The 19858-nt window shown below is 43.5% G+C and carries 12 protein-coding genes, 3 rRNA genes and 1 pseudogene; 11 read left to right on the top strand and 5 right to left on the bottom strand.

Features of this window, described 5'->3' with window-relative positions; genetic code table 11:
• Nucleotides 1-17: 17 nt before the first annotated feature.
• The 6 genes from GSR62_RS08845 to rrf all read left to right on the top strand — a co-directional run bounded on the left by GSR62_RS08845 (nucleotide 18) and on the right by rrf (nucleotide 7612).
• The gene (locus tag GSR62_RS08845; RefSeq protein ID WP_010689880.1) at nucleotides 18-827 is read left to right on the top strand and encodes a PTS mannose/fructose/sorbose transporter subunit IIC; all 810 of its coding nucleotides are present in this window, start codon (nucleotides 18-20) and stop codon (nucleotides 825-827) included.
• A gap of 13 nt (nucleotides 828-840) precedes the next feature.
• Nucleotides 841-1761: a PTS system mannose/fructose/sorbose family transporter subunit IID gene (locus GSR62_RS08840; RefSeq protein ID WP_010689878.1), complete on the top strand. Its 921-nt coding sequence runs from the start codon at nucleotides 841-843 to the stop codon at nucleotides 1759-1761.
• A gap of 94 nt (nucleotides 1762-1855) precedes the next feature.
• A complete protein-coding gene (locus tag GSR62_RS08835) occupies nucleotides 1856-2236 on the top strand; it encodes a DUF956 family protein (RefSeq protein WP_010689876.1) in 381 nt (126 codons plus the stop codon).
• A 505-nt stretch (nucleotides 2237-2741) separates the two neighbouring features.
• Nucleotides 2742-4305: ribosomal RNA gene (locus tag GSR62_RS08830) — 16S ribosomal RNA — on the top strand.
• Between the two features lie 202 nt (nucleotides 4306-4507).
• A 23S ribosomal RNA gene (locus tag GSR62_RS08825) occupies nucleotides 4508-7424 on the top strand.
• Nucleotides 7425-7495: 71 nt separating this feature from the next.
• A 5S ribosomal RNA gene (rrf, locus tag GSR62_RS08820) occupies nucleotides 7496-7612 on the top strand.
• The 16S, 23S and 5S rRNA genes sit together here, the layout of an rRNA operon.
• Nucleotides 7613-7711: 99 nt before the next feature.
• Here the strand turns inward: rrf and GSR62_RS08815 are convergent.
• Complete coding sequence (locus tag GSR62_RS08815; protein ID WP_035446916.1) at nucleotides 7712-7951, bottom strand: hypothetical protein; 240 nt, start codon at nucleotides 7949-7951, stop codon at nucleotides 7712-7714.
• 319 nt (nucleotides 7952-8270) lie between these two features.
• Here GSR62_RS08815 and GSR62_RS08810 point away from each other — a divergent pair, with 319 nt between their 5' ends.
• Nucleotides 8271-10403: a PTS transporter subunit IIBC gene (locus GSR62_RS08810; RefSeq protein WP_237745238.1), complete on the top strand. Its 2133-nt coding sequence runs from the start codon at nucleotides 8271-8273 to the stop codon at nucleotides 10401-10403.
• 67 nt (nucleotides 10404-10470) lie between these two features.
• Nucleotides 10471-11280 (top strand): endonuclease/exonuclease/phosphatase family protein, encoded by an 810-nt coding sequence (locus GSR62_RS08805; protein ID WP_066023650.1) that lies wholly within the window; start codon nucleotides 10471-10473, stop codon nucleotides 11278-11280.
• 80 nt (nucleotides 11281-11360) lie between these two features.
• Here GSR62_RS08805 and GSR62_RS08800 read toward each other — a convergent pair whose 3' ends face one another.
• The 4 genes and pseudogenes from GSR62_RS08800 to GSR62_RS08785 form a co-directional block, all read right to left on the bottom strand.
• The gene (locus GSR62_RS08800; RefSeq protein ID WP_066023649.1) at nucleotides 11361-11564 is read right to left on the bottom strand and encodes a P-loop NTPase family protein; all 204 of its coding nucleotides are present in this window, start codon (nucleotides 11562-11564) and stop codon (nucleotides 11361-11363) included.
• A gap of 3 nt (nucleotides 11565-11567) precedes the next feature.
• Nucleotides 11568-11900, bottom strand: a pseudogene (locus GSR62_RS08795) (ATP-binding cassette domain-containing protein); the annotation flags it as partial.
• Between the two features lie 470 nt (nucleotides 11901-12370).
• The gene (locus tag GSR62_RS08790) at nucleotides 12371-13366 is read right to left on the bottom strand and encodes a LacI family DNA-binding transcriptional regulator (RefSeq protein ID WP_010688416.1); all 996 of its coding nucleotides are present in this window, start codon (nucleotides 13364-13366) and stop codon (nucleotides 12371-12373) included.
• Between the two features lie 14 nt (nucleotides 13367-13380).
• Entirely contained in the window at nucleotides 13381-14877 is a 1497-nt protein-coding gene (locus GSR62_RS08785) for a sucrose-6-phosphate hydrolase (RefSeq protein WP_066023648.1), read from the bottom strand.
• Between the two features lie 225 nt (nucleotides 14878-15102).
• Here GSR62_RS08785 and GSR62_RS08780 point away from each other — a divergent pair, with 225 nt between their 5' ends.
• The 3 genes from GSR62_RS08780 (at nucleotide 15103) to GSR62_RS08770 (ending at nucleotide 19848) form a co-directional block, all read left to right on the top strand.
• Nucleotides 15103-17031: a sucrose-specific PTS transporter subunit IIBC gene (locus tag GSR62_RS08780; RefSeq protein WP_066023647.1), complete on the top strand. Its 1929-nt coding sequence runs from the start codon at nucleotides 15103-15105 to the stop codon at nucleotides 17029-17031.
• A 268-nt stretch (nucleotides 17032-17299) separates the two neighbouring features.
• Entirely contained in the window at nucleotides 17300-18028 is a 729-nt protein-coding gene (locus GSR62_RS08775) for a DUF975 family protein (RefSeq protein WP_066023646.1), read from the top strand.
• A gap of 158 nt (nucleotides 18029-18186) precedes the next feature.
• Entirely contained in the window at nucleotides 18187-19848 is a 1662-nt protein-coding gene (locus tag GSR62_RS08770; protein ID WP_066023645.1) for an alpha-glucosidase, read from the top strand.
• Nucleotides 19849-19858 lie beyond the last annotated feature (10 nt).

Below are 19858 nucleotides of genomic sequence, written 5' to 3'. Positions count from 1 at the left end.
ATTAGGAGGATTATAACATGTCTGCTATATCAATGATTTTAGTAGTTCTTGTTGCCTTTCTTGCTGGTATGGGTGGTATCTTGGATGAATTCCAATTCCACCAACCATTGGTAGCATGTACTTTGATCGGTTTAGTGACCGGTAATTTAGAAGCCGGAATTATTTTAGGCGGTTCATTACAAATGATCGCTTTAGGTTGGGCTAATATCGGGGCTGCGGTTGCACCTGATGCTGCTTTAGCCGCTGTTGCCTCAGCTATTATTTTGGTCCAAGGTGGCCAAGGTGTTAAAGGTGTGGGTCCTGCGATCGCGATCGCTATCCCATTAGCTGTTGCTGGTTTGTTCTTAACAATGTTGGCACGTACGATCGCTGTTCCGATCGTGCACTTCATGGATGCTGCTGCTGAAGAAGGTAACTTCCGTAAGATCGAAATGTGGCAGATCATCGGGATCGTAATGCAAGGTCTTCGTATCGCCATTCCTGCTGCTGCTTTGTTAGTCATTCCTTCATCTGCAGTGCGTGGTTTCTTGGAATCCATGCCTGCTTGGTTGAATGAAGGTATGACGATCGGTGGTGGGATGGTCGTTGCTGTTGGTTACGCAATGGTTATCAACATGATGGCAACGCGCGAAGTATGGCCATTCTTTGCGATCGGTTTTGTGATCGCTGCTGTTTCTGATTTAACATTGATCGCTTTAGGTGCTTTAGGTGTATCCTTTGGTCTTATCTACCTTGAACTTAAGAAGAACGCTGGTAACGGTGGTAACAACGGCGGTTCAAGCAATACAGGTGACCCACTTGGCGATATTTTAAATGATTACGAATAGGAGGAAAGATACCATGGCTGAAAGCAGAGTTAAATTAAGTAAAAAAGATCGTTTAGCTGTCGCATGGCGTTCGACTTTCCTTCAAGGTTCTTGGAACTACGAACGTATGCAAAATGGTGGTTGGTGCTTCTCAATGATCCCAGCTATCAAGAAATTATATAAAACTAAAGAAGACCGCGCTGCCGCTTTGAAGCGTCACTTGGAATTCTTTAACACACACCCATATGTTGCTTCACCTATTTTAGGGGTGACCCTTGCTTTGGAAGAAGATCGTGCTAACGGGACTGAAGTTGACGATGCAGCGATCCAAGGTGTGAAAGTTGGTATGATGGGACCATTAGCTGGTGTTGGTGACCCAGTCTTTTGGTTTACCTTACGTCCAATGTTAGGTGCTTTGGGTGCTTCCCTTGCGATGGGTGGTAACATCTTAGGACCTATCATCTTCTTTGTAGCTTGGAACATCCTCCGTTGGGCATTTATGTGGTATACACAAGAATTTGGCTACAAGGCTGGTTCTAAGATCACAGATGATATGTCTGGTGGTATGTTGCAATATGTTACGAGTTTAGCTTCTATTATGGGTATGTTCGTCTTAGGTGGTTTGATCGAACGGTGGGTAAACATTACCTTTACACCAAAAGTTTCGACCGTTAAACTCCAACAAGGCGCTTATATCGAATGGGATAAATTGCCTAAAGGTGCAGAGGGTATCAAAGAGGCTTTGATCCAATACAACAATGGTAAAGGTCTATCCTTAACGCCAGAAAAGGTAACGACTTTACAAGATAACTTAAATTCGTTGATCCCAGGTTTGGCAGCTCTCTTGTTGACATTCTTATGTATGTGGCTTTTGAAGAAGAAAGTTTCTCCAATTATCATTATTATTGCGATCTTTATCGTAGGTATTTTAGGCCACGTGGTCGGTTTACTTTAAGCGACTGCTAAGACGGTCTTGTTTCATGTAAATGAAATGAGGCCGTTTTGTGCTATACTGAGACTAAATTTGACAATAATCGAGGAAAACGCAAATGGTGCAATCAATTAATTCTAAAGTCGATCTAGTGATGGCTGGTACATCCTATATGGGATTGACTGATTATGGCAAGATCATGATCGGCAATAAGGGTTTTGAGTTCTTTAATGAACGAGATGTGAACAAGTATATCCAAATACCTTGGGATGAGGTCGATAAAGTGATCGCTTCAGTTATGTTTAAGGGGCGTTTTATCCCCCGGTTTGCGATCCAGACGAAAAAAGATGGGACTTTTTCGTTTGCGGCCAAAGATTCAAAGAAATTACTGCGAGCGATGCAAAAGTATGTTGCTCCAGAAGATATGGTCCGCTCGTTGACCTTTTTCCAAGTCTTACGGCGCAATTTGAGCCAATTGTTTAAGAAGGATAATAAATAAGTTATAGAAAAGACGATCTACTGTAATGGATCGTCTTTTTGTTTGCGGTTGAAAAACGTATATTTTTGCATGAGTAGTTATAAAAATTCGGATGGGTAAAAAATCTTAATTTTTTTCGCAAAAAGTGTTGACGATAGCTAGAAATACCTGTATAGTTAATATCGTTGCTTGAGCGGATAACTAATTCGTTTGAGTGATCGAAAAAAATAAAAATTATCTGTTGACATCAAAAGTTGTTTTTGATAAGATATAAAAGTCGTCGCTTGATTGAAAGTTTTGAATTTTTATTCAAAATTAATTCAAAAAAGTGGTTGACAGATAAAAATAATTTTGCTACAATATAGTAGTTGTGATTGATAAGTTATTGATTATCGATCGACAGTAGATCTTTGAAAACTGAACAAAGTTTCGATAAGCAAATGTGCAGGGTCTCTTATCTAAGTTATAAGAGCAATAAACATTTTGCGAAGTCAATTCGCTAGTAAAAATAAAGAGTCACAAACTTTAAATTGAGAGTTTGATCCTGGCTCAGGATGAACGCTGGCGGCGTGCCTAATACATGCAAGTCGAACGAAACTTCTTTATCACCGAGTGCTTGCACTCACCGATAAAGAGTTGAGTGGCGAACGGGTGAGTAACACGTGGGCAACCTGCCCAAAAGAGGGGGATAACACTTGGAAACAGGTGCTAATACCGCATAATCATAGTTACCGCATGGTAACTATGTAAAAGGTGGCTATGCTACCGCTTTTGGATGGGCCCGCGGCGCATTAGCTAGTTGGTGAGGTAAAGGCTTACCAAGGCAATGATGCGTAGCCGAACTGAGAGGTTGATCGGCCACATTGGGACTGAGACACGGCCCAAACTCCTACGGGAGGCAGCAGTAGGGAATCTTCCACAATGGGCGAAAGCCTGATGGAGCAACGCCGCGTGGGTGAAGAAGGTCTTCGGATCGTAAAACCCTGTTGTTAGAGAAGAAAGTGCGTGAGAGTAACTGTTCACGTTTCGACGGTATCTAACCAGAAAGCCACGGCTAACTACGTGCCAGCAGCCGCGGTAATACGTAGGTGGCAAGCGTTATCCGGATTTATTGGGCGTAAAGGGAACGCAGGCGGTCTTTTAAGTCTGATGTGAAAGCCTTCGGCTTAACCGGAGTAGTGCATTGGAAACTGGGAGACTTGAGTGCAGAAGAGGAGAGTGGAACTCCATGTGTAGCGGTGAAATGCGTAGATATATGGAAGAACACCAGTGGCGAAAGCGGCTCTCTGGTCTGTAACTGACGCTGAGGTTCGAAAGCGTGGGTAGCAAACAGGATTAGATACCCTGGTAGTCCACGCCGTAAACGATGAATGCTAAGTGTTGGAGGGTTTCCGCCCTTCAGTGCTGCAGCTAACGCAATAAGCATTCCGCCTGGGGAGTACGACCGCAAGGTTGAAACTCAAAGGAATTGACGGGGGCCCGCACAAGCGGTGGAGCATGTGGTTTAATTCGAAGCAACGCGAAGAACCTTACCAGGTCTTGACATCTTCTGATAATCCTAGAGATAGGACTTTCCCTTCGGGGACAGAATGACAGGTGGTGCATGGTTGTCGTCAGCTCGTGTCGTGAGATGTTGGGTTAAGTCCCGCAACGAGCGCAACCCTTATTGTTAGTTGCCAGCATTAAGTTGGGCACTCTAGCAAGACTGCCGGTGACAAACCGGAGGAAGGTGGGGATGACGTCAAATCATCATGCCCCTTATGACCTGGGCTACACACGTGCTACAATGGACGGTACAACGAGTCGCAAGACCGCGAGGTTTAGCAAATCTCTTAAAGCCGTTCTCAGTTCGGATTGTAGGCTGCAACTCGCCTACATGAAGTCGGAATCGCTAGTAATCGCGGATCAGCATGCCGCGGTGAATACGTTCCCGGGCCTTGTACACACCGCCCGTCACACCATGAGAGTTTGTAACACCCAAAGCCGGTGGGGTAACCTTTTGGAGCCAGCCGTCTAAGGTGGGACAGATGATTGGGGTGAAGTCGTAACAAGGTAGCCGTAGGAGAACCTGCGGCTGGATCACCTCCTTTCTAAGGATAATTTCGGAAACCTGCACTTTATCGTAAACTTTGTTTAGTTTTGAGAGGTCTACTCTCAAACTTGTTCTTTGAAAACTAGATAATATCTTTTATTTCTTTGTTAATTAAAATAACCGAGAACACCGCGTTTTAAAGAGTTTAAAACATTAATGTTTAATCGCTAAACTCATAACCATTATCGTAAGATAATATAGGTTAAGTTATTAAGGGCGCATGGTGGATGCCTTGGCACTAGGAGCCGATGAAGGACGTGACTAACTGCGATAAGCTTCGGGGAGTTGTAAGTAAACTGTGATCCGGAGATTTCCGAATGGGGAAACCCAACAGGAGTAAAGACCTGTTATCACTGAGTGAATACATAGCTCAGTTGAAGGTAGACGTGGGGAACTGAAACATCTAAGTACCCATAGGAAGAGAAAGAAAATTCGATTCCCTGAGTAGCGGCGAGCGAAAAGGGAACAGCCCAAACCAAGAAGCTTGCTTCTTGGGGTTGTAGGACTGGACATTTGAGTTACCAAGAAACGAAGTAGTTGAATGATTTGGGAAGATCAGCCAGAGAAGGTGATAGCCCTGTAAGCGAAACTTCGTTTCCTCAGCCCAGTATCCTGAGTACGGCGGAACACGTGAAACTCCGTCGGAATCCGGGAGGACCATCTCCCAAGGCTAAATACTCCCTAGTGACCGATAGTGAACCAGTACCGTGAGGGAAAGGTGAAAAGCACCCCGGGAGGGGAGTGAAATAGTTCCTGAAACCATGTGCCTACAAGTAGTCAGAGCCCGTTAATGGGTGATGGCGTGCCTTTTGTAGAATGAACCGGCGAGTTACGTTAGCGTGCGAGGTTAAGGCGCAAAGGCCGGAGCCGTAGCGAAAGCGAGTCTGAATAGGGCGAATGAGTACGTTGACGTAGACCCGAAACCAGGTGACCTACCCATGTCCAGGTTGAAGGTGCGGTAAGACGCACTGGAGGACCGAACCCGTGTATGTTGAAAAATGCTGGGATGAGGTGTGGGTAGAGGTGAAATTCCAAACGAACTTGGAGATAGCTGGTTCTCTCCGAAATAGCTTTAGGGCTAGCCTCGGAGTTAAGGATCGTGGAGGTAGAGCACTGTTTGGACTAGGGGCCCGTCTTGGGTTACTGAATTCAGATAAACTCCGAATGCCACAGATCTATATCCGGGAGTCAGACTGCGAGTGATAAGATCCGTAGTCGAAAGGGAAACAGCCCAGACCACCGATTAAGGTCCCTAAATATGTGTTAAGTGGAAAAGGATGTGGAATTGCACAGACAACTAGGATGTTGGCTTAGAAGCAGCCACCATTTAAAGAGTGCGTAATAGCTCACTAGTCGAGTGATCCTGCGCCGAAAATGTAACGGGGCTAAACACATTACCGAAATCGTGGATGCAACTATGTTGCATGGTAGGAGAGCGTTCTAAGGGCGATGAAGCTAGACCGTAAGGACTGGTGGAGCGCTTAGAAGTGAGAATGCCGGTATGAGTAGCGAAAGATCAGTGAGAATCTGGTCCACCGTATGACTAAGGTTTCCTGGGGAAGGCTCGTCCTCCCAGGGTTAGTCGGGACCTAAGCCGAGGCCGAGAGGCGTAGGCGATGGATAACAGGTTGAGATTCCTGTACTGGTTTGATTTGTTTGAACGATGGAGGGACGCAGGAGGCTAGAGATGCGTGCTGTTGGATATGCACGTCCAAGCAACGAGTCTGATGATGAGTCAAATGCTTATCGTCTTAAGGACAAGTTGTGACGGGGAGCGAAATTAAAGTAGCGAAGTGATCGATGTCACACTGCCGAGAAAAGCTTCTAGTTAGAATCAGACCACCCGTACCGCAAACCGACACAGGTAGTCGAGGCGAGTAGCCTAAGGTGAGCGAGAGAACTCTCGTTAAGGAACTCGGCAAAATGACCCCGTAACTTCGGGAGAAGGGGTGCTGCACAATGTGCAGCCGCAGTGAATAGGCCCAGGCGACTGTTTATCAAAAACACAGGTTTCTGCAAAATCGTAAGATGAAGTATAGGGGCTGACGCCTGCCCGGTGCTGGAAGGTTAAGAGGATGGGTTAGCGTAAGCGAAGCTCAGAATTGAAGCCCCAGTAAACGGCGGCCGTAACTATAACGGTCCTAAGGTAGCGAAATTCCTTGTCGGGTAAGTTCCGACCCGCACGAAAGGCGTAACGATCTGGGCACTGTCTCAACGAGAGACTCGGTGAAATTATAATACCCGTGAAGATGCGGGTTACCCGCGACAGGACGGAAAGACCCCATGGAGCTTTACTGTAGCTTGATATTGGGTGTTTGTACAACTTGTACAGGATAGGTAGGAGCCGTAGAAGTCGGAACGCTAGTTTCGATCGAGGCGCTGGTGGGATACTACCCTCGTTGTATGAACACTCTAACCCTCGCCGCTCATCGCGGCGGGAGACAGTGTCAGGTGGGCAGTTTGACTGGGGCGGTCGCCTCCTAAAAGGTAACGGAGGCGCCCAAAGGTTCCCTCAGAATGGTTGGAAATCATTCGCAGAGTGTAAAGGCATAAGGGAGCTTGACTGCGAGACCTACAAGTCGAGCAGGGACGAAAGTCGGGCTTAGTGATCCGGTGGTTCCGCATGGAAGGGCCATCGCTCAACGGATAAAAGCTACCCTGGGGATAACAGGCTTATCTCCCCCAAGAGTCCACATCGACGGGGAGGTTTGGCACCTCGATGTCGGCTCATCGCATCCTGGGGCTGTAGTCGGTCCCAAGGGTTGGGCTGTTCGCCCATTAAAGCGGTACGCGAGCTGGGTTCAGAACGTCGTGAGACAGTTCGGTCCCTATCCGTCGCGGGCGTAGGAAATTTGAGAGGATCTGTCCTTAGTACGAGAGGACCGGGATGGACATACCGCTGGTGTACCAGTTGTTCTGCCAAGGGCATCGCTGGGTAGCTATGTATGGATGAGATAAACGCTGAAAGCATCTAAGTGCGAAACTCACCTCGAGATAAGATTTCCCATTCCTTTATGGAAGTAAGACCCCTGAGAGATGATCAGGTAGATAGGATGGAAGTGGAAGTACGGTGACGTATGGAGCGGACCATTACTAATCGGTCGAGGACTTAACCAAGTCAAAAACGCAGCGTTTTCGGAAATAAAGATATTGTCTAGTTTTGAGAGAACAAGGTTCTCACAAAAAAGTGTGGTAGCGATAGCACAAAGGCTACACCTGTTCCCATTCCGAACACAGAAGTTAAGCTTTGTAACGCCGATAGTAGTTAGGGGATCGCCCCTTGCGAGGGTAGGAAGTTGCCACGCGACCAAAGTCGTTAGTCGATTTGACTAGCGGCTTTTTTTGTGCAGTTAGAAAAAACTCAGCAGTAATAAAGCCACTGCTGAGAGGTAGTAGACAAAAGATCATAAAAAGATGATGAATAGCAGACAGAGAAAGACAAAGAGTAGATATAAGCTCGTTTCGAACCAAGATGTCCCACGCTGATACTTATTAGAGAAGAAAGTCTGCATGATAAGTAAAATAAATGCCGTTCCATAGCCTAAAATACGGAGTGTGAGATCAAGCTCAAAAAATAATTCAATGATCAGTAGACCGATCAGCAAAAGATCGCTCAATAACAGATAGAGATCAAACTTCTTCATCAAATATCTCCACCTTCCTTAGCTCAATTTTAAATTAACTATAGCACATTTTCATTGGTCTAGTTTATTTGTTGCCTATGTAAACAGCTAAAATACTTGCTTTTAGATAAGTTTAAAAAAATTATGTGAAAAATATAAGCGAAAGGGTTTACATTTTTAAGAAGAGTCGCTATAATAAAAAATGTAATGAAACCGATTGCATAAACCGGTTGCATAACTTAACGATTTAGAGATAATTTTTAAAGGAGTGAGGTAGTTGAAAGCACAATTTCAAAAGTTTTTCAGTTTCGAATTTTGGCAAAAGTTCGGTAAATGTTTGATGGTCGTTATCGCCGTAATGCCTGCTGCTGGTTTGATGATCAGTATCGGTAAAACATTGGCAATGATCGATCCGAATATGACTGCCCTAGTTACGACTGGTGGGGTTATTGAACAGCTCGGTTGGGGTGTTATCAATAACTTGAATATCCTCTTCGCATTAGCGATCGGGGGTAGCTGGGCTAAGGAACGTGCTGGCGGTGCTTTTGCTGCAGGTTTAGCATTTATTTTAATTAACATCGTAACTGGTACTGTCTTTGGCGTTAATGCTGAAATGATGGCAGACTCTAAGGCTTATGTACATACCATCTTTGGTAGCAAGATCTTAGTTAGTGATTACTTTGTTAACGTTTTAGGTGCACCAGCACTTAACATGGGTGTGTTTGTCGGTATTATTGCTGGTTTTGTTGGGGCTACAGCTTACAACAAATACTACAACTTCCGTAAATTGCCTGATGCTTTATCATTCTTCAATGGTAAGCGCTTTGTTCCATTCGTAGTTATCTTACGTTCCACGATCGTAGCGTTAATTTTAGCTATTATTTGGCCAGTTATCCAATATGGGATCAACAGTTTCGGTATGTGGATCGCTACTTCCCAAGAAACAGCACGCTTCTTGGCACCATTCCTATATGGTACTTTAGAACGTCTCTTACTTCCATTTGGTTTACACCACATGTTGACGATCCCGATCAACTACACCTCATTAGGTGGGACTTACGAGATCTTAACTGGTGCTCAAGCTGGTCACCATGTGTTCGGACAAGATCCATTGTGGCTTGCTTGGACAACTGACTTGGTCAACTTGAAGGGTGCCGGCGACATGGCTAAATACAACTATGTCTTAACACACTGGACACCAGCTCGTTTCAAAGTTGGTCAAATGATCGGTTCAACTGGTATTTTGATGGGTCTAACACTTGCAATGTATCGCAATGTTGATCCTGATAAGAGAAAACAATACAGCTCAATGTTTATCTCAGCTGCACTTGCTGTCTTCTTGACCGGTGTTACAGAACCACTTGAATACATGTTCATGTTCGTTGCAGTGCCACTATATATCGTTTATGCGATCATGCAAGGTTTAGCCTTTGCATCAGCTGACCTTATCAACTTACGTGTTCATTCCTTTGGTAACATCGAGTTGCTTACACGCTCACCAATGGCATTTAAAGCTGGTTTAGGTCAAGATATCTTCAACTTTGTTTGGGTATCCTTGCTCTTTGCTGTAGCAATGTACTTTATCGCAAACTTCATGATCAAGAAATTCAACTTGGCAACACCAGGGCGCAATGGTAATTACGATGGTGTCGATACTGGTGATACAGGTTCTGATTCTGCAACAACAGCTGATGGTCAAGCTGATCCTAACTCACAAGTTGTTAAGATCATCAACTTGCTTGGCGGTCGCGAAAATATTTCCGACGTTGATGCCTGCATGACGCGTCTACGTGTAACTGTTAAAGATAGTGCCAAAGTTGGTTCTGAAGAAGAATGGAAGCAAGTTGGTGCGATGGGCTTGATCGTTAAAGGTGAAGGTGTACAAGCTGTTTACGGTCCAAAAGCCGATGTTTTGAAATCTGACGTCCAAGACTTACTTGACTCTGGTGTCGAAATTCCAAAAGTCGACGTTATGAGCGGTACAGTCACAGAAGAAAAGAAGATCCAATTCAAAGGTGTAACTGAAGAGATCCATACTGTTTCTGATGGTGATGTGATCAAGATCGAAGACGTTAATGATCCCGTCTTCTCACAAAAGATGATGGGTGATGGTTTCGGGGTCAAACCAGATAACCAAAATGTTTATGCTCCAGTTTCTGGGACAGTAACAAGCGTCTTCCCAACTAAGCATGCGATCGGTCTAGTAACTGATGCAGGACTAGAAGTCTTAGTTCACATGGGACTTGATACAGTTGGACTTGACGGTAAACCATTTGAAGTCAAAGTTAATGACGGGGCTAAAGTTAAAGCCGGTGACTTACTTGCCTTAGCCGATCTTGAACAGATCAAGGCAGCTGGTAAAGATGATACAATTGTTGTAGCATTTACTAATGTACAGGATATCAAGGAAGTCAAAATTGATAAATTAGGCCATCAAGCTGCTAAGACAGTTGTCGGAACAGTTGAAGTCTAAATGATTTAAAACTAAGCGACGCCCAGATATCTGGCGTCGCTTAGTTGTGTTTATGGAGGAATTTTACGTGGCAAAATTTTTAACGTTGAATACACATAGTTGGTTGGGTGAAGATTCAGAGCTTGCTTTGGAGATCTTAGGTAAACAGATCTTGGCTGCAGATTATGATGTGATCGCATTACAAGAGGTAAATCAACGGATCGATTCACCCGATGTTTTGCAAGCGCCGTATACGCTAGAAAATCAACATCATCTGCACGAAGATAATTATGCTTTAAAATTAGTCGAATATTTAAAAGAACGTGGCGTAAATTATTATTTCACATGGGCTTACGGTCATATTGGCTATGACGAGTATCATGAAGGGGTGGCTTTGTTATCTAAACAGCCATTCACCTCAGAAAGAAGCATTTTGACGTCAAATGTTGATGATGAATACGACTATCATACGCGTCGGGCGTTGATCGCTAAGACACAGGTCGCAGGTCAGGAAATGTGTGTTGTCAGCGGGCATTTCTCATGGTGGAAGAATGATTTTAAATCAGAATGGCATCGCTTAGAAGCTACTTTGGCTACCGAAGAAGCACCATTGGTCATCATGGGAGACTTTAATAACCCAGAAAATACTCCAGGTCATGAATTGATCTTAGCTAGTCCTTTAAAACTAAAAGACAGCCATTTAGCTGCTAAAGAGGTGACTGGTGGGGCAACGATCTTGCAAGATATCGATGGATGGGAAAATAATGACAAAGCTTTGCGGATCGACTATATCTTTGTCAGTCAACAACTTGAAGTTACGCAAAGTCATGTGCTTTTTGATGGTAAAGAGCAACCCTTGATCAGTGACCATTTTGGCGTGGAATGTGTGATCAAATAGAGAAAATAAAGGCGTTATCCCTGAACACTTGGGATAGCGCCTTTATTTTGTGTCTAAAAGTAGTTTTTACACTAATCAAATTATTCACTGAGCTCATCTAAAGCGATTTTTTTAGTAAAGAGAGCCTGTTCTTTAGGACTTAATTTATGGGCGATCTCGATCACAGTCCCGTTGAAGTGGGCGATCACTTTCTCATGGATCATTTCCGAAAGCTTGGGATCTAAGGCAGAAGTACCTTCGTCGATTAATAAGATCGGGCGGTCTTGTAGTAGGGCGCGTGCCAATTCGATCCGTTGCTTTTGGCCTCCAGAAAGATCTGCACCAGCTGGCTACAATACGGAATCTAGACCGCGTTGTGTGACTAATTTGGTCAACCCAGTCAGTTCAATGACCTGTGCTAATTTTTCTTTTGGCACATCTTTACCTAAGCATAGGTTAAATTGCAAAGTATCAGCAAAAATATGCGGTTCTTGTGCGACATGGGCAAAATAAGCATGAACAGTTGCAGGGTCAACGTTTGTCTGGTTGAGCGTGTATGTTCCAGTATCAGGAACAAGTTCACCCAGTAGGAGCTTAAAGAGCGTGGTTTTTCCGAAACCAGATGGTGCTGTCCAGAGGATCTTTTCATGATTTAGAACTTGTAGATCTAAATCATGATAGAGTTTTTTGAAGCTTACCTGTTTTAAGGAAAGTGAATCAAAATCTTTTATTAAATAATTCGATCTGTGAAAAACAAATGTTGGGTCTAAAACCGATAGTTGAATCTTTCCTATGTTCGCCCTTTCAAAGGGTCCCCGAGCGTATAAAACGGACGCTGATCTGTTTTGGCTTTAGATGTTGAAGTTTAGTGAATAACAAAAAACCAGACACAATGCAAAAAACGCATAGTGTCTGGTTTCTATTTATCTGAATGGCGTAGGGTGCCAGCTTTCACACTCTATTGAAACGTGCTCGGCTATGCAGCGCCTAGTGAATAACAATAAAGTCACCATGATGCCAAAAACGCATCACGGTGACTTTAACGTTATTCATACGGCTCAACCCGCATATCCTCACACTCTATTGAAACGTGTTCGGTAGCTCAGCTCCCTCACACTCTAAACTTTGTCGAATCTCTCTGTAAGAAGCTCACCGGTAGAGTGTATTGCATTTGTTTTAGCGGTTCGCTTGGTTGCTTGATCCTAGCCTTTAAGACTTCAACTAGGACCTCGGCGATGTCAGAGATCGGTTGGACGATCGTGGAGAGCTCAGGATGATAGAGCTGGACTTGGGTCGTGCCGTCAAAACCTGTGACCTTTAATTGTTCTGGAACTTTGATCGCTAGCTCTTTGGCCGCTTGTAAAACCAAGATCGCTGTTAGATCATCAGTACATACGATGCCGTCAGCCACACTTTCAGTCAGTAATTTTTTGATCGAAAATAACTTGAGTGAAGGTGATTCTGAAAAACTCACCGTATGGATGTGCCGACTTAGCCCCAAACCGTCGATCGTGTCACAGTAACCGGCTAAACGCTGATCGGTCGGGTTACCATTTTGGTGTGGATTTCCCAGGAAATAAATGTGGCGTGCCCCAGCATTATAGAGCTCTTCGACCGCCATTTTTCCCCCAGCATAATTATCACAAGAAACGATCGGGATCTGCTCGGAAAGCTTACGGTCAAAGGAGACGATCGGAAGTCCGACCCGATTGTATTCGTCGATCCCTAGATTATGAGCCCCCGCAATGATCCCATCGACTTGGTTAGCTAATAACATTTTTAAATATTCACGTTCTTTTTCTTTATCTGAACCAGCATTGCACAAGATCACTTTGTAGCCCTCGCTAAAGAGTTTTTGTTCGATCTGTTCGACTAATTCGGCAAAGAAGGGGTTTGTGATCGCTGGAAAGATCAAACCAACGAGATTGGTGCTCTTGCCATGTAAAGAGCGCGCTAGGGAGTTGGGTTGATAGTTCAACTCTTCCATCGCGGAAAAAACTTTGTCCCGTGTTTTTTGACTGATATAACCGTAATCATTGATAACACGAGAGACAGTTGTGACAGAGACGCCTGCTTTCTTGGCGACGTCAGTTAATTTGGGACGCATAGGCTCCATCCTTTCTAGATGCTTTTAAGCTTCCAGAAAGTACCCCGATAGTTTAACGCAGCCTCAGTTGGTGAAGTGAGAGCGATCTGTTTGTTGCCAGCTTCGGCAAAGAAACGTAGAGTGATCACATGTTCACCACCGTTGACAAAGATTTCACAGAGCGAATGATCGATAAAGACCTCCAGGTCGAGTGCTTTTTGGTCTGGGAGCAAAATGGTGCGCGTTGTCCCAAATTCGGTTGCAAATTGAGCGCCGATGTCTGCACGTGAAACGGTCAAATATGCGTCTTTTCCAGTTGAGAATTCAAGCTTCAAACTTTGACTAAGGTCATCATTGCCAGCTAAATGGAGGGTACCATTCTGGTCAGTATCTAAAGTCAATTTTAACTCATATTGCTCGCCACTTTCAGCAATTATTTGCTGTTTAGCGTTAACTTTTTCTGCTGTTTGAAGTGAAATGCCTTTTTCACGCAGATCAGCCATGGAAACGACCGGACGTTGAATAAGTTTGCCATCCTTTAATGAAAGCTCTTTGACTTGGCTCAAGCAACTAGCCCAGTTTTCTTCATCAGTTGGATATGAAACATCAGGTAATCCGACCCAGCTGATCAGATAAGCTTTGCCGTCTGGAGTATTGAATGCTTGGGAAGCATAAACATCGAAACCATCATCTAAGTTTTGGATCTGATTATCTCCAGCTTCAAATTTGGCTTTGTTTAGTTGAACATCTTCACCTAGAAGATACATATTAGGGTAGATATTGTCGTAAGCTACGACATCTTTGTCCAAACCTTGGGGGCAAAAGACCAAAAGTGGTTTGTCATCGACAAAGATCAAGTTAGGACATTCGATCATATAGCCCATTTCAGCTTCAGTAAATTCAAGATAGCCTAGATCAGTGAACTCCTTAAGGTCTTTGAATGAGAATAAGGAGATCTTACCAGTCTTAGTTTCTTTATCTTGAGCGCCCAATACGACATAGTAGAGATCACGATGTTTGAAAACTTGTGGATCGCGGAAATGATCAGTTGTGTGGGCAGGTTGAGTGATCAAGGGTTCATCTAATTTTGTGATCTGGCCAGCTTGATCCATCCAAGCTCCAAGCTGGAATGGATGTCTGATCCAATCTTGATCACGATGATTACCGGTGTACATTAAGAATAATTTATCATCGACAGGTAAAGCGGAACCAGAATAGGCACCATGGCTATCAAATTTTGTATCGGGTGCAAGTGCTAGGCCGAGATCTTTCCAATGTACGAGGTCATCGGAGACTAAGTGCATCCATGACTTAAGGCCGTGAGCAGCACCAAATGGAAATGATTGATAAAAAACATGCCATTGACCGTTGAAATATGAAAAACCATTAGGGTCATTTAAAAGCCCGGAACTTGGGCGGATATGGTAACCCAATTGGTATTGTGAATTAGCTGCTTGTGCTTGTAATTTTAAGAGTGTTTCAGCGCCCCAGTCGGCATATGCCCGATAGCGCGTTTCGCGTGTCCATTCCATAGTTGAAGATCCCTTCTCTTTTAGTGTTTTTGAAAACGTTGTCTATATATTGAATTTTAACTTTTACGGTGGTTTGTGTCAAACGTATATCATTTTATATCGAAATAAATTTCTGTGTTTAAATTTTTTAAAATAAATTTGTGATAAACGATTGACATATTTTAAAAATACGCTATCATTATAGATGTAGAAAATGTAAAACGTTTACAAAAAGGAGTGCTTACGATGGATCACAAAAAAGTGGCAAAAGACGTCATCGCAGCAGTCGGTCGCGACAATATGGTGGGGGCAGCTCACTGTGCGACACGTTTGCGTCTAGTCTTAAAAGACGATAACAATATCGATCAAGCAGCGTTGGATAACAATCCAGACGTTAAGGGGACATTTAAAACAAATGGTCAATATCAGATCATCATTGGGCCAGGGGATGTCAACTTTGTTTATGATGAATTGATCAAAGATACTGGTTTGAAGGAAGCTTCAACGGAAGATCTTAAGAAGATCGCTGAACAAGGTAAGAAGTTCAACCCGATCATGGCCTTTATCAAGCTCTTATCTGATATTTTTGTTCCGATCATCCCAGCTTTAGTTGCGGGTGGTTTGTTGATGGCTTTGAACAACTTCTTAACATCAAAAGGTTTATTTGGACCACAAGCGATCGTAGAAATGAATCCAGCGATCAAAGGCTTGTCTAGCATGATCCAATTGATGTCGGCAGCACCATTTATCTTCATGCCGATCTTAGTTGCGATCTCGGCGGCTAAACGTTTCGGGGCTAACCAATACCTCGGGGCAGCGATCGGGATGATCATGACAAGTCCTGACTTATTAGCCGGTAAATCATGGGATATCTTTGGGATGCAAGTTATGCAAAATAACTACTACTACCAAGTTATTCCAGTTTTAGCAGCAGTTTGGATCTTATCTGTTTTAGAAAAATGGTTACACAAACATTTACCATCAGCAGTTGACTTCACATTTACACCATTGATCGCAGTTATGTTAACAGGTTTCTTGACCTTCACGATCGTTGGTCCTGCAATGAAGATACTTTCTGATTGGGTAACAAATGGTATCGTTTGGTTATATGACACAACAAGCTTTATCGGGATGGGTATCTTTGGTCTTACTTACTCAGCTATCGTATTGACTGGGTTACATCAAAGTTTCCCTGCGATCGAAACACAACTTATCACAGCCTTCAGTAACGGTAAAGGCGCAGGTGACTTTATCTTTGTTGTAGCTTCGATGGCTAACGTTGCGCAAGGTGCTGCGACCTTTGCAGTTTGGGCATTGACAAAAGACAAGAAGATGAAAGGTCTTGCATCTTCAGCTGGTGTTTCAGCTTTACTTGGGATCACAGAACCAGCATTATTCGGGGTCAACTTGAAGTATAAATTCCCATTCTTCTGTGCTTTGATCGGTTCTGGTATTGCAGCGATGTTTGCTGGTTTGATGCACGTTATCGCAGTTTCTCTTGGTTCCGCTGGTTTCCTTGGTTTCTTATCGATCAACGCTTCATCGATCCCAATGTACATCGTAGCTGAACTTATCGCCTTTGCAGTCGCATTTGCCTTGACATTTATCTATGGTAAGAGCCACAGCCAATTATTGAATCCAGCTCCAGTGGCAGCACCAAGTGAACCAAAAGAAGTTAAGGAAGCAAAGACAGAAGCTAAAAAAGTTTCTGGAGTTGAAAATCAAGTAGTTGATTCACCAGTTGATGGGGAATCTATCGACTTGAGCCAAGTTAACGATCAAGTCTTCTCCACTAAGATGATGGGGGATGGTGCGGCAGTTGTTCCAGCTGACGGCACGATCTATGCGCCAGCAGATGGTGAGATCACAGTGGCTTATGAAACAAAGCATGCTTATGGTATCAAGACAGATCAAGGTGCAGAAGTCTTGATCCACGTAGGTATCGATACAGTCAACTTGAAGGGTCAACATTTCACATCTAACGTAACTCAAGGTCAAAAGATCAAGAAGGGTGACGTTTTAGGAACAGCTGACTTGGAAGCTATCAAGCAAGCTGGTTACGACACAACGGTAATGGTGATCGTAACTAACACGATGAACTACGAAAGTGTAGAGCGCATCGATGTCGACGAAGTAAAACACGGTGACAACTTGATCGCGATCACTGCTGAATAAAAAAACGAGTGCGAAAAAAAGCGGTTAGCTCCATAGAAATAACGGTGTGCCCCCTAGGATGCGTATTTTGCATCCTAGGGGGCGCATTGTTATTTCCTAGGAGCTGCTTTTTTTCGCACATTACAGCAGAAAAGGGAAACGATTGCCACTTTTACCCATATGTGGCACACTTGTCCCAAAAAAGATTGCGACAAATAGTTTTTCTTGTCGTTTTTGTAGGTAATATAGTATAATGAGATTTATTAAATAAATTTAGGAGGTTTTTCTAATGAAAACTAGAGGCGAACTTAAAGCCGAAGCGCGCGAGTTGCTTGCTGGTAACTGGGGAAAAGCTATCGTGTTGAATATTATTCCGATCTTGGGTGCAGTTTTTGCTGGTGTTATTATTGCTGGTGCAATTGCTCTTGTCGCATACTTGGCCCAAAGCGGTGCTTTTTCTGGTAGTGAAACTTCGATCACTGAAACAGCAAGTAATGGTGCAGCTAATAGTGGTGGCCAATTATTTAGTGGTTTGATCGGTACTTTGATCACAACAGGTATCGCCTATACGACACTTGATTGGTTGCGGACTAAAAATAATGATTTTAGTCCAGTTCGTGGGATGTTCTCCGTCTTCTCCCGCGAATACTTTGTACCAGTTTTAGTCTTGTATATTTTACAAGCGATCTTTACTTTCTTGTGGACCTTATTATTTGTTATCCCAGGACTCATCAAGAGCTATTCCTACTCACAAACATACTATATCTACAAAGATGTAAACCAAAAAGGTGAAGCCAACAACTTGAATTATCTTGACTACATCACACTTAGTCGAGAATTGATGAACGGACATAAATTCGAAATGTTTGTTTTACAATTGAGCTTTATCGGTTGGTGGTTGCTTGTCTTTCTGACCTTTGGGATCGCAGCTATCTGGGTCTACCCATACTACCAAACAACGATGAGTGCCTACTACAAGAACTTAGCTGGCGATAAATTTATCAATTATTGCGGTTAAGCCTAAGTAAGCGAAATACGTTCGGAGCTATTTTCTCCGAGCGTATTTTTTTGTGGTCAATTAGCAAATAACTGAAAAATATTTTTGCAAGCGATTGCAAAAAGTCTGATTATTTTATAAGATTAGGGTATGAGTTTTTATAGAAAGGTGGGAAAAAAGTGAGTACATTAAGTGCTAAAGAGCGCATTATCTATCAAATATATCCTAAAAGTTTTAAGGATAGTAATGATGACGGGATCGGGGATCTTAAGGGGATCACAGCTGAGCTCGAATATTTAAAGCAACTAGGGGTAAATACTTTGTGGCTCAATCCGATCTATGTTTCACCACAAATTGACAACGGTTACGATGTGGCGGATTACTATCAGATCGATGAAAAATTGGGCATCATGGCAGATTTTGATGAATTAGTGACCAAAGCACATGCCTTGGGCTTAGATATCATTTTAGATTTTGTAATGAATCATACCTCTGATCAACATCCGTGGTTTCAAGCAGCTTTAAAGGACAAAGACAGTGAATTTCGTAATTGTTATTTATGGCATCGAGGGAAAAATGGGGGCCCACCCAATAATTGGGGTTCCTTTTTTGGCGGAAGTGTGTGGCAAAAAGATCCGCTTGATCCAGATAATTACTATTTTCATCTATTTGCTAAGGAAATGCCCGACCTGAATTGGGCTGAACCAAAAGTCCAAGTCGAAATGCTCAAGATCGCTAAGTTTTGGCTCGAGCATGGGGTCGATGGCTTTAGATTGGATGCTTTTATCCATATCGCCAAAGCCGACTTCGAGCAAGATATGTTAGCTGAGTCAGCTGAGCCCCAGATCGCCGAGATGTTTTATGCTAATTTACCGCAAGTTCAAGTTTACTTAAAAGAATTTATCGCTCAATTACACCAGATAAAGCCGAATATCTTCATTTTAGGGGAAGCAGCTAGTGCCGACATCGATCTTGCGGTGGATTATACGACGCCCCCAAAAGAGAGCTGTGATACGGTCGTGACCTTCCGCTACTTTGCCGAAGATAAGCGCCAAGTCGAACCCGACCTGCCTCAGATAGGACAGCCTGTGAAATTAGATATTCCCGGTTTTAAATCCAATATGCTCGAGTGGCAAAAGCGACTTGAAGGAGTGAGCTATCCCACTTTGTATTGGAGCAACCACGACATGCCCCGGATCTTGAGTCGTTTTGCACCTAAAATGGGATCTAAAGCTTGTGCAAAAATGCTGGCAACGTTGATGTACTTACAGCGAGGCATACCTTGCATCTATTATGGGGAAGAATTGGGCATGCGCTCGCAGACATTAGGCACGGTGGCGGACTTTGAAGATCCGCAGATCGTTGATTTTGCTAAGCAAGCAAAGAAAAAAGGCTGGCGTGATAGCGAGATCTTGCACAAAGCTAGTCAAGCGCATAAAATGGCAGCGCGCTTGCCGTTACCGTTTGATACGACGGCTTATGCTGGTTTTTCTAAAGTTCAGCCATGGAAATGGTCGAAAGACGAAAATGTTGCCAGTATCGCTGAACAAATGGGCGATCCTGACAGTGTATTGAATTTCTACCGCCAAATTTTACAGTTAAAGAAACAACAGATATTTATCCAAGGGCGTTTTATTTTAGAAAATACTAGCTCTGAGTTGTATGTGTATCGTCGAGTGATAGATGAGCATAAACAAGTGTTGGTCATCTGTAATTTGAGTGAACATGAGCAGCGTTATCCGTGTGGTGCCTTTACTAAGGTGCTATTGAGCCAAAATGCTAAAGTTAGTGCAGATCAAGTCAAACTAGCGCCATATGGATCGCTTATTTTACAAAAATAAAAAAAGAGAG

The organism is Ligilactobacillus animalis (genome assembly GCF_009933595.1).
Lineage (GTDB): Bacteria > Bacillota > Bacilli > Lactobacillales > Lactobacillaceae > Ligilactobacillus > Ligilactobacillus animalis.
Note: the sequence above shows the minus strand (reverse complement) of the source record. Positions and strands in the feature narration are given on the sequence as shown.

Coding starts and splice junctions, on each gene's coding strand:
- GSR62_RS08845 (WP_010689880.1), top strand. CDS start 18: ATGTCTGCTATATCAATGATTTTAGTAGTTCTTGTTGCCTTTCTTGCT.
- GSR62_RS08840 (WP_010689878.1), top strand. CDS start 841: ATGGCTGAAAGCAGAGTTAAATTAAGTAAAAAAGATCGTTTAGCTGTC.
- GSR62_RS08835 (WP_010689876.1), top strand. CDS start 1,856: ATGGTGCAATCAATTAATTCTAAAGTCGATCTAGTGATGGCTGGTACA.
- GSR62_RS08815 (WP_035446916.1), bottom strand. CDS start 7,951: ATGAAGAAGTTTGATCTCTATCTGTTATTGAGCGATCTTTTGCTGATC.
- GSR62_RS08810 (WP_237745238.1), top strand. CDS start 8,271: ATGGTCGTTATCGCCGTAATGCCTGCTGCTGGTTTGATGATCAGTATC.
- GSR62_RS08790 (WP_010688416.1), bottom strand. CDS start 13,366: ATGCGTCCCAAATTAACTGACGTCGCCAAGAAAGCAGGCGTCTCTGTC.
- GSR62_RS08785 (WP_066023648.1), bottom strand. CDS start 14,877: ATGGAATGGACACGCGAAACGCGCTATCGGGCATATGCCGACTGGGGC.
- GSR62_RS08780 (WP_066023647.1), top strand. CDS start 15,103: ATGGATCACAAAAAAGTGGCAAAAGACGTCATCGCAGCAGTCGGTCGC.
- GSR62_RS08775 (WP_066023646.1), top strand. CDS start 17,300: ATGAAAACTAGAGGCGAACTTAAAGCCGAAGCGCGCGAGTTGCTTGCT.